The organism is Serratia symbiotica (assembly GCF_000821185.2).
In the GTDB taxonomy this organism is placed as follows: domain Bacteria; phylum Pseudomonadota; class Gammaproteobacteria; order Enterobacterales; family Enterobacteriaceae; genus Serratia; species Serratia symbiotica.
This window is the reverse complement of the sequence record NZ_CP050855.1, coordinates 1,098,701-1,113,570: the sequence shown is the minus strand read 5'-3', so window position 1 is coordinate 1,113,570 and position 14,870 is coordinate 1,098,701. Positions and strand designations below refer to the sequence as shown.

The 14,870-nt window shown below is 48.7% G+C and carries 10 protein-coding genes and 2 pseudogenes; 5 read left to right on the top strand and 7 right to left on the bottom strand.

Going from position 1 to position 14,870, the window contains the following annotated elements; genetic code table 11:
- The first annotated feature begins 99 nt into the window (after positions 1-99).
- The gene (locus tag SYMBAF_RS05755) at positions 100-1,605 is read left to right on the top strand and encodes a YdgA family protein (protein ID WP_040266043.1); all 1,506 of its coding nucleotides are present in this window, start codon (positions 100-102) and stop codon (positions 1,603-1,605) included.
- Between the two features lie 423 nt (positions 1,606-2,028).
- On the opposite strand, the pseudogene SYMBAF_RS05750 reads toward SYMBAF_RS05755, so the two are convergent.
- Positions 2,029-3,199 (bottom strand): annotated as a pseudogene (locus SYMBAF_RS05750) (IS256 family transposase).
- Between the two features lie 335 nt (positions 3,200-3,534).
- Positions 3,535-4,335: a 3-methyl-2-oxobutanoate hydroxymethyltransferase gene (gene panB, locus SYMBAF_RS05745; protein WP_040266045.1), complete on the bottom strand. Its 801-nt coding sequence runs from the start codon at positions 4,333-4,335 to the stop codon at positions 3,535-3,537.
- 659 nt (positions 4,336-4,994) lie between these two features.
- Between panB and SYMBAF_RS05740 the strand changes: the two genes are divergently transcribed.
- On the top strand, positions 4,995-6,398 hold the full coding sequence (locus SYMBAF_RS05740) for a diaminobutyrate--2-oxoglutarate transaminase (RefSeq protein ID WP_040266294.1): 1,404 nt from the start codon (positions 4,995-4,997) through the stop codon (positions 6,396-6,398).
- An 11-nt stretch (positions 6,399-6,409) separates the two neighbouring features.
- The gene (locus SYMBAF_RS05735; protein ID WP_040266047.1) at positions 6,410-7,882 is read left to right on the top strand and encodes a pyridoxal phosphate-dependent decarboxylase family protein; all 1,473 of its coding nucleotides are present in this window, start codon (positions 6,410-6,412) and stop codon (positions 7,880-7,882) included.
- Positions 7,883-7,930: 48 nt separating this feature from the next.
- Here SYMBAF_RS05735 and SYMBAF_RS05730 read toward each other — a convergent pair whose 3' ends face one another.
- The 4 genes from SYMBAF_RS05730 to guaD form a co-directional block, all read right to left on the bottom strand.
- The gene (locus SYMBAF_RS05730) at positions 7,931-9,148 is read right to left on the bottom strand and encodes a styrene monooxygenase/indole monooxygenase family protein (RefSeq protein ID WP_040266049.1); all 1,218 of its coding nucleotides are present in this window, start codon (positions 9,146-9,148) and stop codon (positions 7,931-7,933) included.
- A 106-nt stretch (positions 9,149-9,254) separates the two neighbouring features.
- Complete coding sequence (locus tag SYMBAF_RS05725) at positions 9,255-10,127, bottom strand: hypothetical protein (RefSeq protein WP_040266051.1); 873 nt, start codon at positions 10,125-10,127, stop codon at positions 9,255-9,257.
- Between the two features lie 767 nt (positions 10,128-10,894).
- Positions 10,895-11,335 (bottom strand): MoaF-related domain-containing protein, encoded by a 441-nt coding sequence (locus SYMBAF_RS05720; protein WP_040266053.1) that lies wholly within the window; start codon positions 11,333-11,335, stop codon positions 10,895-10,897.
- 295 nt (positions 11,336-11,630) lie between these two features.
- A complete protein-coding gene (gene guaD, locus SYMBAF_RS05715; RefSeq protein WP_040266054.1) occupies positions 11,631-12,953 on the bottom strand; it encodes a guanine deaminase in 1,323 nt (440 codons plus the stop codon).
- 326 nt (positions 12,954-13,279) lie between these two features.
- Here guaD and SYMBAF_RS05710 point away from each other — a divergent pair, with 326 nt between their 5' ends.
- Positions 13,280-13,648 carry a DUF1283 family protein gene (locus SYMBAF_RS05710; RefSeq protein ID WP_040266055.1) on the top strand — a complete coding sequence of 123 codons (369 nt, stop codon included), beginning with the start codon at positions 13,280-13,282 and terminating at the stop codon, positions 13,646-13,648.
- A 93-nt stretch (positions 13,649-13,741) separates the two neighbouring features.
- The gene (locus SYMBAF_RS05705; protein WP_040266056.1) at positions 13,742-14,041 is read left to right on the top strand and encodes a DUF1161 domain-containing protein; all 300 of its coding nucleotides are present in this window, start codon (positions 13,742-13,744) and stop codon (positions 14,039-14,041) included.
- A gap of 81 nt (positions 14,042-14,122) precedes the next feature.
- Here the strand turns inward: SYMBAF_RS05705 and bioD are convergent.
- Positions 14,123-14,777: pseudogene (gene bioD, locus SYMBAF_RS05700) on the bottom strand (dethiobiotin synthase).
- Positions 14,778-14,870 lie beyond the last annotated feature (93 nt).

Here is a 14,870-nt window from a genome sequence, read left to right as displayed (position 1 = left end):
TGCCCGCACAATTAAACGTAGAGGGCGTTTTTATGTTGCGCCTATTTTGCCTATTCATCTAGGCGAGACAGACGGGTTTATAAAGGATGATCACAACTTATGAAAAAATCGTTAGTCACAGTTAGCGTCATTGTTGCTGCTGGCGCAGCATGGACTGGAGCTTCCTGGTTCACTGGCAAACTGATCGAGCAACGGATGGACGAAGTGGTTAATAACGCCAATCGTCAGTTGCAGGATTTCCTGCCCAAGACTGGGGCTAAACTGGGCTATGAGCATGTTCAGCGCGGCATTTTTAGCAGCAAAATCCGCTATGTGCTGCGCTCTGATGGTAGCGCGCCCCCCGATGCCATAGCGCTGAAGCCCAGCGATGAAGTGGCCTTCCTTGCAACCATTGAGCACGGCCCATTTCCATTTGCTCAGTTGAAAAGGTTCAACCTGCTGCCAAGCATGGCATCGGCGCATCTCGAGTTGGAGAACACCACAGCGGTAAGAAACCTGTTTGATATCACCAAGGGGAAATCACCGTTCAACGCCATCTCTCGTATCTCCTACAGCGGTGACACGTCTTCCGCCATCAACATCACCCCGTTGGAATACCCAATAGGGAACTCCTCGCTGAAATTCAGTGGCGGTACCCTCAATGCCGACGTATCGCGTGACATGACCGCCATTGTGCTTGATGCCAACAACGCTAGCGCCGTGTTCAGCGGCCCGAATGGGTTCGGCCAGACCGAGCAAATCAGCGTTCATGGTGTTAGCCTCAAGCGTGCCAGTCATGCTAGCCAGTTCGATATAGACCTCAGCGATCAGACCATAACCATGAAGCACTTCAAACTGGCCGTCGATGGCAGGGACACCGTAGCGTTAGACGGCTTTAACCTGGTGAGCAAATTTGGTGAGCAAGGTAACAACATTGGTGGACAGATCGATTACACCCTGGACGCGCTGAAGATCCAGGGCAACGATTTCGGAGCCGGTAAACTGACGTTGAAAATCGACAAGATTGAAGGTAACTCGTTGAAAGAATTTACCAATCACTACAATCAGCAGGCTCTGGCTCTGTTGCAGCATGGTCAGGGCGTGGGGCTTGCCACTTATGAGCGGCAAACCACCGATATTCTGCTACAACACTTGCCGCTGCTGCTGAAGAACAATCCGACCATCAGCGTAGCACCGCTAAGCTGGAAAAACAGCCAAGGCGAGAGCCACTTCACGCTGGATCTGGCATTGACTGCTCCGTCGCAAGCTGAGTCGTTAGATCAACTGATCACCCGTTCGATTAAAAAATTGGACGCCCACCTGACTATTCCGCTCACCATGGCGACCGAAACCACGACGCAGGCCGCGCGGTTACAGGGCTACAACGCAGAAGATGCACGTAAGCTCGCACAGCAGCAAGTGCAGGGGCTAGCGACAATGAGCCAGATGTTTAAACTTGCCACCCAGAAAGACAATGTGATCAGCAGCAACTTACACTACGCAGACAGTCAGTTTGACTTGAACGGTAGCAAGATGTCGCTACAAGAGTTCATGAGCATGTTCGGCCTACCCGTCCCTAAAGACAGTGACCCAACGCAAGGTGCCGTTCCAGCCGCAGCACCCTAGGTTCTCCTCAGGGGCCAGTACTACTGCCCCTGTTTTATCCCACCTATATTTATCCATTACGTTAGCAGGAATAACCATGTCGAAGATTATCTTTTTATGGGGGCCGGCTCGTTCATTGTCCACAGCAATGCTGAAATCATTTCAGATGCGCGACGACACCACTGGCTTATTTGAATCTACTACTTTTCCAAAGACAGAATGACCGATATGTACGGGGATCGCAGAGCTTTGGGAGCAAACTGGCGAAGTGGTTGATCGACAATTGTTGTCCATCGACACCCCGGCGCTGTTCCTGAAAGAGATGGCCTATTTGGGCCTCTCTTATGTTGGCGATAATATTTTCAACCAGGGTATCGCAAGCCCAAGGCATGCTTGCGCTCGCGCAAAACCGAGCGTTCAGAATTCTGTGTCACATTAAAAGTTCTACAACGTAATCACTTTATCGAGGCGGCCTTCAAAATAGATCGCTAACTGGGACAATGTCAAATTCCAGCTCTGGATAGGCATTGTCCGTTTTTTCTGCGCGTTCATTAACCCCAGACAAAGAAACTTCAATAGACTGTTTTTATTAGGATTTTTCGCCAGTTTTTTGAACTGGCGGTGAACGGATCCAATGGCGTTCGTGGTGTAAATGACTTTACGGATCGTCGCCGGATACCGGAAGTAATGCGACAGATTATCCCATCTCCTTCACCACGACTGGAGCACCACCGGGTACTGCTGGCCCCATTTCTCTTCCAACTCATTCGGCGCCGTTTCTGCCGCCTCTTTTGATACCGCTCGATACACTGGCTTCAGGTCGGCCATAAACGCTTTATGATGCTTTGAGGCGACGTATTTTATCGAGTTACGGATCTGATGGATAACACAGAGCTGGACTTCGCTATCCGGGTAAAGGCTGTTTATCGCTTCAGGGGATCCGGTCAGGCCATTCACACAGGCGATCAGAATATCATCCACACCACGGTTTTGCAGATCGGTCAGTACCGACAGCCAGAAGTTAGCGCCTTCTTTTTCAGACAGATACAGGCCCAGGATCTCTTTCATGCCTTCCAGCTCCAGCGCGAGAACCCTGTACACAGCTTTGCTTTGATAACGTCCGTCGCGGATCGCATCCAGACAGACAAAGGGATACACCGCCTCCAGTGGGCGCTGTTGCCACTGTTTTAACTCAGGTATCACCTTATCGCTGACGGCGCTGATCGTGGCGCTGGATATTCTAAACGCGTATAAATCTTCGATTTCTTGACTGATATCTTTGTAACTCATGCCGAGGGCAAACATCCGAATGATTTTACGCTCGATCTCGTCGGAAAGCGTGGTCTGTTTTTTTTCACCCATTGCGGTTCGAAAGAGCCGTTACGAGCGTGGGGCGTGGCCAATTCAAAAACGCCCGTGGGTATTTTGACTGTTTTTTTAGTTGAGCCGGTTTTACATTTTGCTTCAATGACTTGAGCCATACAGGAGTCAAGCTCAGCAGCCAAAGCAGCCTCCGTCAGCGGCTTGATTAACGGAGTTAGCCATCTTTGCCTGTCAAGGCTTGACCATCCTGAAGTGCTTTCAGGGCTTTATCGAAATCGAAGGATTGGGACATGTGTCATTTCTTTTTCTAGAGATATTACTGGAATGACACAGAATTTCTAACACTCCCTATTAAACCACTTTTTCTCATTTTTCTTCCTTAATGCCACCAGTAGTGTATCACCGGTGGCAGGTTTGATTTACAGATTTATGGCATACGATTTGATTTTTTCATAAATCTCTGTGGCTCGGTTTACCATGTTCCATTCTGCTTCATTGAACTGAAAATTATCATCATAGTTCATGTTCTTTTCAGGGATAAAACCGTTAAAGGATTCCAAGATCTTATGGAAACGCGCATGAGCCTCTGCGCTGTGTGTTCAACCTGATTGGTGCCGGTTATACCACTCATTCTGCGTAACAGTGTTCCGGCGCCGGGAAAATACCGTCTTTCACTGCTGCAATATAACTTTTTATCGCACCCTGAATGTCTTCCTGACCTTTCATAAAGTTCCTCACAAATTTAGGTATCCGGCCGGTCATGCTCAGGCCGAGCATATCGTGCAGAACCAGAACCTGACCGTCAGTATCAGGACCCGCACCAATACCAATCACAGGTATTGTTACCGCCTCGCTCAGCGCTTTGCCCAGGGATGGGGGTACGGCTTCAACCAGCAACATGGCGGCACCCGCTCCTTCAAATTTCTTCGCGGTTTCGATCAAAGCCTCCGCCTGTTTCTGCTCCCGTCCCTGTACCTTAAATCCGCCAAAAACGTTCACGGACTGAGGCGTCAACCCAATGTGTGGGCAAACAGGAACACCGTTACGCGTTAACTGACGCACCGTCTCACAGAGCCATTCTCCCCCTTCCAGCTTGACCATCTGAGCACCGGCCTGCATCAGTTGCGCCGAACTGTGCAGAGCCTGTTCGGGTGAAGAAAAGGTCATGAAAGAAAGATCGGCGATAATAAAGCCGCCGTTGTTCCCGCGTCTGACGCAGGCGGTGTGATAAACCATGTCAGCCAGCGTTACCGGCAGGGTGCTGTCATGCCCCTGTAGGATCATTCCCAGAGTATCGCCGATAAGCAGCATTTCCACACCTGCGGAGCTTAGTTCATGCGCAAAGATGGCATCGTAGCAGGTGAGCATCGTAATTTTCTCGCCGCGATGTTTAAGATTTTTGAGGTGAGTGAGTGTAATTGATGGCATGGTGTTCTCATATAAACTGTTCAGTTAATAAATGTATGGCAGGTGCGATAATACCTGCTCTGGATCAGAAAGACAGTTGTCGTCCGTAAAGAATCATTTTTTCTGATCACTGAAGATATTTCTCTATATTCCAGACGCCATCAAGGCACCACAATGTAGATGCGCTGAAGCTCAGTAGCAGCACCGTTTGGACACGGACAGCACGCAACAACTGGCGCGTACCAGGGAGTCCGTGAGGAGGGTGAGCACTGCCCTTGACCAAAATGGCAAATAAAATAACCTTATGGTTATGTTATAAGTTACTGATATAAATAGTAAAAATGGCACACAGGCAACTTGAAGTATGGCGGGTATAAGCACCTTTATTTTTTATTATTATTATAGGCAAATACTCCACCTTAATAATCGGCTCCCCGGCTCACCAAGCTAACCCACCATTTGTTAAGTGTTTGTTGTAGAACAATGTCCGGCAAAACCATTAACAAATAAGCAACACATTGATTGACATAAGAAAAAAGTAAACAATTATAAACAAAATAAGCGGTTGAGTAGCCCCGCCAAAAACCATATATTGTACGCGCTTTTCGCAGGCCAATGGCTTTTTGAACCAATTAATTCAACCAGGATGTATTAATACCCCCGGTTGTGGGAGAGATATGATGACGGATAAAGTCCGTATTGATAATTTAGTTGCGAATCCATTTACTTTCGTTGTGAATTCATTAAATGGAAACAATGACGCCTATCTGGCTAGACAGGCCGAATTTGAGTCGAATGTTAGGAGTTATCCACGAAAACTACCTTTGGCGATTGCCAAAGCCCAAGGTGTTTGGATCACTGACGTGGAAAATAATCATTATCTTGATTGTCTTGCTGGCGCGGGAACGCTGGCGCTTGGACATAACCACCCTGACGTACTGCAAAGCATCAAAAATGTCATTACCAGCGGCTTGCCGTTACATACTTTGGATCTCACTACCCCGTTAAAAGATAAGTTCTCCGCTTACCTGCTTTCCCTGTTACCAGGCCAAGGCAAAGAATATTGCTTGCAGTTCTGTGGCCCTTCCGGCGCAGATGCGGTTGAAGCCGCCCTAAAACTGGCGAAAAAACACACGGGCCGTACCGGTGTGATCAGCTTTTCCGGCGGTTATCACGGCATGACCCATGGTGCCTTGGCGGTTACCGGCAACCTGTCGCCGAAAGAAGCGATCAACGGCATGATGCCGGAAGTGCAGTTTATGCCATACCCACACCTGTATCGTTGCCCGCTGGGCATTGGCGGCAAGGCGGGTGTCAAAGCATTGACCTATTATTTTGAAAACCTGATTAACGATGTCGAAAGCGGCGTGCGCAAACCGGCTGCGGTGATTCTGGAAGCTGTACAAGGTGAAGGCGGCGTAAACCCCGCCCCTGTCGAGTGGTTACAGCGCATTCGCAAAATCACGCAAGAACACGGAATTTTGTTGATTATCGACGAAGTTCAGGCTGGTTTTGCCCGCACGGGTAAGCTGTTTGCCTTCGAACACGCTGGCATAGAACCGGATATCATCGTCATGTCTAAAGCGGTTGGCGGTGGCATGCCACTGGCGGTATTGGGTATCAAGAAACAGTTTGATGCCTGGGAACCTGGTCACCATACGGGTACCTTCCGTGGCAATCAGTTGGCAATGGCCACTGGCCTGGCTACTTTGCAATACCTCAAAGTGCATCAGGTTGCCGACAAAGTAGCCACTCAGGGAGAGTGGCTGAAAGCCAAGCTGGTCGAGCTGCAAAAACGCTATCCAATGATAGGTCACGTACGCGGTCTGGGGCTGATGATCGGCATTGAAATCGTGAAACCTAACGAAGCACAGGATCATATGGGTTGCTACCCTGCGGATAGCCAGCTCAGTGCATTGCTGCAAAAAAAATGCTTTGAAGCCGGGCTGATCCTGGAGCGTGGCGGGCGCAATGGCTGCGTTCTGCGCTTACTGCCTTCTTTGCTGATCACCAACGACGAATTGGCTATATTCTTGGATAAATTCGAGCACGCCCTGATAGCCGCAGGCGCTAAGTCGGCCTGAATGGAGCAGTAATGAGCAAATCAAACCCTATTTTGTCCGCCTCACTGCCAAGCATCGAGGCCTATCGACAGGCAATCGAGCAAAGCAGCCAAGCGGTTGTGCAGTGGCTGCAACAACCCGAAATGTATCAAGGGAAAACTATCGCCGAACTGCGTGAGTGTATTACGCTGGATTTCACTGTGCAGGGATTGGGCAACCAAGCGGCAATCGCCCGTGCGGTCGAGTACTTTTTAAAGGATAGCTTGTCGGTGCATCACCCGCAGTGCGTGGCGCATTTACATTGCCCAAGCCTGGTGGTTAGCCAGGCCGCTGAAGTGATGATCAATGCCACCAACCAGAGTATGGACTCTTGGGATCAAAGCCCTTCGGCCACCCTCATCGAGATAAAGTTGATCGAATGGCTACGCGCCCAGGTAGGTTACCCATCTGGCGATGCGGGGGTATTTACCAGCGGTGGAACCCAGAGCAACCTAATGGGGCTGATGTTGGCACGCGATGCTTTCTTCGCACGGCAGGGGCACGCTGTCCAGCAGGATGGTTTGGTGGGTAACTTGAGCAAGATTAAAGTGTTATGCTCTGAAAATGCCCACTTCTCGGTGCGCAAAAATATGGCCTTGCTGGGGTTAGGTTACCAATCCGTCACCCTGGTAAAAACCGATCAATTCGCGCGTATGGATCTGAATGACTTAACCGAAAAGGTGGCGCAGGCAAAAGCCAAGGACGAGCAGATCCTGGCGATTGTCGCCACAGCGGGCACTACCGATGCTGGGGCAATCGATCCACTGCGTGCCATTGCGGCTCTGGCGGCGCAACATCAGATCTGGGTGCATGTAGATGCCGCCTGGGGCGGCGCGCTGCTGTTGTCTGAGAAGTACCGTGATTACCTGGATGGCATTGAATCGGCGGATTCCATTACGCTGGACTTCCACAAGCAATTCTTCCAGCCCATCAGTTGCGGTGCCTTCTTGCTGAAAGAAGCCAGGCACTATGAACTGATGCGCTATCAGGCAGCCTACCTGAATTCCGAATTCGACGAAGCTCAGGGTGTACCCAATCTGGTTGCCAAATCTTTGCAAACCACCCGCCGTTTTGATGCGTTAAAACTGTGGATGGGGTTGGAAGCCTTGGGTCAAAAGCAATACGCTGAGATCATCGATCATGGTATCACTCTGGCACAGCAGGCCGCACGTTATATTGTCGATCAGTCGTCATTGGCATTGATGATGCAGCCACAATTGGCCAGCGTGTTGTTCCGCTATTGCCCGCCGACGCTGGCAGCGAGCGGAGACACCGCCGTGGCACTGCTTAACCAACGTATTGGCGATGCCTTGTTGGCATCTGGGCATGCTAACGTCGGTGTTACCGAGTTTAACGGTGTTACCTGCCTCAAGATGACGCTATTAAACCCGACCGTTCGTTTGGAAGACATCAAAGCGCTGCTGGCGCTGGTTGTCGATACCGCAGAGCAATTGCTAGCCGCTTAGCCCTACCCTGTAGAAAAAAGCCGATAATGATTATCGGCTTTTCTTGCTTTATGAAATCAGGCATTGCGCTTCCTCAGCCTGATACCACCAGGGATCAAGTCGACGTGGATCATCAAAAGCGTTGGCGATCTTCTTCGCCAGCGATGCGTTGTGTGCGGCACTTTCCAGCAACTGCATCACATGTGTTTGCGGTGGTTGCAGCAGGTTGTTAGTCCAGCGTACTACGTGCTGCATGTAACCCCAGTATTGTTCAAAGGTCTCTTCCATCCAGGACTTATCAAAAGCACCATCGCCATGTGTCAGAATACGCTGTAGATAAATTTCGGCGCATTTGGCGGCACTGTTGCTGCCCTGGCCGGCGATTGGATCGTTTAACACGACTGCATCTGCCATACCCAACACCTGCCGCCCCGAGGGCAGCGTCAGCACCGGCTGACGTACGCAGGGGGTAAGGCAACCCGCCATGATGCCCATGGCGTCAGTCAATTCAACACCAACGCAGCGATCTGCTTCCCAGGGTAGCCAACGGCGGAGGATAGACAAACTTTGTTGCAAATGTTGCCCTGCGCTGTAGACCTCCTGCCAACAATCCATTTCTCCACCGGGTAGCCCTTCAAACCCCATAATATTGCAGGGGCCGCTCAGCGTGAAAGCTGGAAAGGTATAGTATTCTCCTACGCCGGGGATAAAGTTGAAATTGATCTGGCCTCCGTTCTCCATCGGCTGCATACCATGCACGTAGGTCAGCGCCAATACACGCTGCGGTCGGTCAAATTGAGTGCGCACGGAATCGATGGCAAAGTGATTAACAATCTCCCCTTTGCCCCCGGCCAACAGCACCAAGTCATGGTCAGCACTCAAGTGTTCCAATTCCGCAATGCCTACATCGGCGATCACTAATCGGCCACCGCAGTTTTCGAACTCCGCCATCCAGCCCGGCATTTTCAGCCGTTGATCGACGGACTGCGCATCCTGTTCAAGTGCAGCATGCCAACTAAAGGCTACCTCAGGGGTTCCCTGCGGATTAGCCATAGTTAGTCTGATGCCTTTAATTGGCGGTGTGTCTTCTTCCCAAAAGTTGAGCTTAGCGCGCCGTTCGGTTTCTAGCGCCTGATGAAACATACATTGACTGGACATCACGCGGCCACGATGCAGGCTCAGTGCATCGCGGTTGGTCATCAACGTCACCCGATAGCCAGCAGCCAGCAAACTCAATGCCAGTTGTAACCCGGACTGACCTGCACCTACAATGGCAATATTGCTCATGACGACCCCCTTGTCGGTGATAAAACAATTATTAGCCGCTATTTCAATAACCGGGGGATAGACGTTACAGCAGCAACATCGACCCAGTGCACATGTTGCACCGGCATTACCCGGGTAATATTAATTCCATCCTGATTATTAGATGCACCACTTCCTCCTCATTATGATAAATATGTATCAGGCTTATTAAAGAACATTTTTCCGCCAATGGTATTATTTCCACATTAAATCTTAAAATACTATTGGCACCGATCAGCTTTTCTGCCGATAATTGCGAATCTCGTATAAAGAAACGCATTTCAAAACCATATTTTTTTTTAAGTAATTCACCGACAACCTGAACTGCTGTTTGCGAAATAATAGCTACTGGCCAGCATGGGTACCCGTAAAAATGTCCGGCACATTGTTGAGGAGAAAGGGGACCTGCAAAGGCATCCAGCTTTTCCTTGTGAAACGTCAGGCTGTGTAAGGGGATAGGATATTGATAAGGAGAGTCATCAGGTACAGACAGATCGTCGCTAGCATAGTGCCGGAATCTACGTTGAAATAATGCAGGAGATAAAATGGCATATTCGCATAGTAGTTCTGCCACCGGTTCTGTGTTCCATGCCTGAGCGGAGATTTTCAGGGAGCGTTTATCGATGCTCAGAACTTGAGCACCAGCATATAATATATCATTAACCGACGTCTGTTTATGAGGTTTATTGATAAAATCAGCTTTCAATGCGAGATAATAGCCTTCTGATCCATTGCATATTACGACCGCAGCACAACTTCCTAGAATGGCTAGGTGTCTACCCAACTCACCTGCTGTAATAATACCCGTTTCGTAGTCCAGAGACTGTTCAGCAGCAAAGCTCCCAACCAGTGAGTTTCCATCCTGCCAGATCTGTTGAAAAGCAAAATAAGGTTTTTGCACCTTAATACATTGGGATACTTGATTGACATCAAAGAAATGGTCTTGCGCTTTTATGCTCATGCGATCCAACCTATATTCCTATTATTGCATAGTGTGAATAATTAGCTTGATCTAAATTTTGTCATGGCCAATTTTGAGAGAATTAACTTTTTTGCCAAAAATAATTACCAGATCACCATTATCAATGAAAAATTATTTAATAGTGACAGATGCAATGGTTAATAAAATATAAAATTAGCTCGCTATTAATTTAATGATGTCTTTCGCCTTTAAATCCCAGATGATTTTTGATTTATTTAGCCTGTTAGCTGCTCGGCTTAAGCCGTTATTATCCTCAATGATAAATCGATACTATAGAAAATTAAAAAAAACACAAGGTTATTTTTAAATATAATTAATTAATTATATTCATGTATATTACCTTGCTAGTAATGAAAGGTGAAAGTGATGTCTGCTACGTTGTCCATGGTAATAGCGCGAACCACGCTGACCACTAAAATAGGCGTTCCGAATAGCAGATTACCTAAAGTGCTATGCTGATACTGCACCGGGGAGGACCGTCTCAGCGACCTTAGCAGAACACTCTGCTGTGCCCATTCCTCGCTGGGACAGTGGATAAGTTGATTCATGCTGGAGTACGAAGCTACTGACGATAGAATTAAGGGGGGTTAGGCTATCATAAAGATAGGATCACAGCGGATGGCATCGATCATATCCTCTCTAGCGTTAGCGGGAAATGCCTTGCAACACTTCCCACTAATTTTTGCATTTTTACTTCATCCTTTCCGAAATACGGTAGCATGTTTATGCGTAGAACAACTTTTCATTTATTTTTCTGAGCGGCCAACGATTTTCAACCGCCCTTTCATGTGGGTGAAACCCCCATCCTTGCTGGCAATGTTGGTGTAGACTTCACCACGCAGGTAGTCCTCGATATGGACAACGTTATCCCCCGATTTAGGTTCGTGCCAATAAACCATGTAGACCTGTGGTCGAATTTTAATAGCAGTATACTCTACGGTATCAGTATCATCCTGAGAGTCTGCGCCGATACCGGTAAAGGTCATAGTTTTGTTATCAGAAAAATCGAGTTTGTACTCAATGTCGCCAACATTAACCTGAACGACTTTGCCTAGCGCAATAAACTGCGAATTATCTGCCTGTATTGTATTTTCCGGGATATTTTCTGCCGCCATGGTAGCAGGCAACATCGGGGTAGCTATCAGAGCTACAGCCAGCCCTATTCCCATTCGCTTTGATTTTCTCATGGTTCATTTTCCCTTCTGTGTTTGAAAATATTAGGATTATTATCCTTTTGCTGTCCGGCAAAAAAACAATCTATTCAAAAATCCAGCAGGAAGTAAAGAAATAACACATGTAATACATGGGTATTTACGTAATAACAGGAATGACTATCACTAAATCAGGAAATAATCACAGAAGGCTTTAAGCTAATACTAATTTAGTATAAGGCCAATTTCTGCCATGCAGAAGTTGAACATCGCCTTTAGCACATAGCCCTATGAGATATGCCGCCTTCTTAAATCCTTATGGGATAGGTTATTAGTGAGTTGTGGCGACTTGATACACCACCCTACCATCAACATAGGTGCGATAAATGTTGCGGTCATCTCCCAATATCATCAGCATAAACAGTTGGTCTGCCAATGAGTTGCTGTTATCACAGCGCAGCTTCTGTAGCGGCGATACCGCCTGATTCAGCACCACAAAATCCGCTTCTTTGCCGACATTAAAGTTACCAATCTTGTCATCCAGAGACAACGCATGCGCGCCACCTAGAGTAGCGTGATAAAATGCCTCACCAGCGGAGAGCCGGTAGCGCTGCAACTGGCTGACCTTATAGGCCGCTCCTAGCGTTTGCAGCATATTGAAGGTGGTGCCAGCGCCCACATCGGTACCAATACCTAACTTCACCTGTTTCTGCCAAGCTTTTTGCAGGTTGAATAACCCGCTGCCGAGGAACAGGTTGGAGGTTGGGCAAAACGCGATTGCCGACTGCGTCTGGCTCAGGCAATCCCACTCCTGTTCCTCCAGATGTAGGCAATGGGCAAATACGCTTTTGCTGCCGGTCAATCCGTAGCTATGGTAAACATCCAGATAGTCGCGGCTATCCGGGAACAATGCCTTCACCCAGTTCACCTCTTCCAGATCCTCGCTTAGATGAGTTTGCAGATAGACATCAGGAAACTCCTTGAGCAGCCGTTGTACCTGCGCCAATAATTCCGGTGTGCTAGTGGGCGCAAAGCGTGGTGTAATGGCGTAGCTCAGACGCTGTTTGCCGTGCCAGCGTTCAATGAGCGTGCGCGTTTGACGATAACTTTGCTCGGGTGTCTCCAGCAGTTCAGGCGGCGCATGGCGATCCATCATCACTTTGCCAGCGATCAGGCGCATATTCAGCGCCGCCGCTTGCGTAAACAGCACATCCACCGATTGCGGGTGCACGGTACCGAATACCAGCGCCGTGGTAGTTCCGTTGCTCAATAACTGTTGTAGGAAGAATGCCGATATCTTGCTGGCATGTTGTTGGCAGCTAAATCGGCTTTCAGTGGGGAAAGTATAGTTGTCCAGCCACTCCAGCAGTTGTTCACCATAGGCAGCGATCATTTCAGTTTGTGGATAATGGATATGCATATCGATAAAGCCGGGCACGATCAACTTGCCGCGATAGTCGGTCACAGCAAACCCCGGTGGTAGTAGTGTTTTACCTTGCCGCCAACTACCGTGCCAGACAATGCGTCCCTCGTTCAATAGCATCAGGCCATCGGGTATATGCCGCAGTTGTTCAGCAATCTGTTGTGGATGATCCACGCAGGCAGCGATATCGAAAAAGTCGCCACGAATAGCTGTGGTGAATTGTCTACTCATTTGCCGTTCCTTTTCTTTTACCTATCGTTTAAGAATAGCAGGCGCAGTGTCGATGAAGACTTTATTCGTTCATTTTTATTTAAAAAATAAGATATTAATCAAACATAAAGTATTATTCTGCGGAATATTTCGCTGTTAGCCACTATACCCTCTGCCTATCAATTATTGAACCCAATCTGGTGGGCGGCACCGAGTTCTCTAAATTAAACAAAACAGCGCTTAGCGGGGTCAGCCTAAAACTTCAATGGTCTATTTGCGCTACGCCTGTGGGCTGGTAACATTGGTTTTGCCACCCTACGGCCACACTCACTCATAAGGATGAAACAATGAAAACACTCACCACCCAACGGCGCTTGCACGGAATACTGGCAGTCGCCATGCTGGTTCTGATGGGAACTTGGCAAACAACCGCGCTGGCCGCCAGTTGCACACAGAGCAGCACCTGTATCACTATTGATGGCAAAGGCAGCGGCGCGATGAGCGCGGAGGAGGCACGCCAGAGCAAAGAACAGTGGAATGAGACTCAAACCCTTCGTCACAAGGTGAACACCCGCGCTGAGAAAGAGTTCGACAAGGCCGATCGCGCAGTAGATGATGAAGATCGCTGCAACGGCAGTACCAACGTTAACACATACTGGGAACCGGAAACCCGCAAATGTCTGGATCGCCAGACCGGGCATCGGATTAATCCTTAAGCGGGCGGCTTGCTGGAAAGTGACAAAGGTTAAATTCCGTTGCTGCTGATGCTATTGTGCTCAAGGTAGTTCATATCAAATAAGGACTAAATGATGAAGAAAACGCTTGTATTAGCTGCACTACTGCTAGCTAGCACGCCGCTGGTAGCTATGGCTTCCTGCGAAAGCTTAAAAGCGAAGATTTCGCAGAAAATCGTTAATAACGGCGTACCTGAGTCCGGCTTCAAACTGGACATCGTGCCTAACGACCAAGTCAGTCAAGCCAGCGGGCAAGTGGTTGGTCACTGCGAAAATGACACGCAAAAAATTGTTTATATCCGCCTGAATAATGGCGATGACAGTAGTGAAGTGCCGCAGGCGGGTGCCAGCCAAAATACCAAGCACACACAGTAATCAGTATGCCAGAACGCAATGGTTTCCTCTGCTTTCTTAAACCGCACAGTATTGGTGAACTGTTTCATATCATCATTGTGCCTAGCGATTGAGAAGCAGTGCGATGTCGAGGTAGTGTGCCAGTTCGCGCTGTTCGGCACTTCACCTAGCAATGGTGCAGGGATACGTTGCTAAAACGCGCAGATGGTCGCAACGTAGTGTGCCAGCCCTGAATTGATACGGTTAGCTACCCAGCCAAGCAGTGTTAACCCATCGTTGATAATCGACTGGGCGGTGAGCAACGCATGGCTGACGAAACCCTGCTTAATGCCGACGATTAACACTACTGGTAGTTGTTCTTGCACCACCCATTCGGAATAAGGGTGCAGATCGTTTATCAGCACTCGCCAGCCGTCGCTGCCCTCCACCACTACCATGTCCACCTTTGCGGACAGTTCGCTTAGCCCAGCACTCATCAGGTCATAGTTGACGTCAGTGGCGGTATGTGCATCAAACACTTCATCCAAACAGGTGATGGGATTGATTTGGTGCTAGAGCAGTGGCAAGGTTGAAGATGCCTGTAAAATCAATGCATCTCTCTTGCGGAAACCTTCATAGGTTTCCTGGCAACGCGCTGCGATTGGCTTTAACCCGCCACCGAGCGCCCGTCCGCCGCCAACGCCTGCAACAACGCGCGAGAAACGATGGTTTCACCGACATCGATATCCGTTCCTGTAACAAATAAACGCTTTAATATAGATGAAATGCTTCGGAACGATCCGTTATCCCAGATTTCGCCAATACACGTGGCGATGAAATCGCACCAAAAATTCTAGGTAAGAAGCAAGGT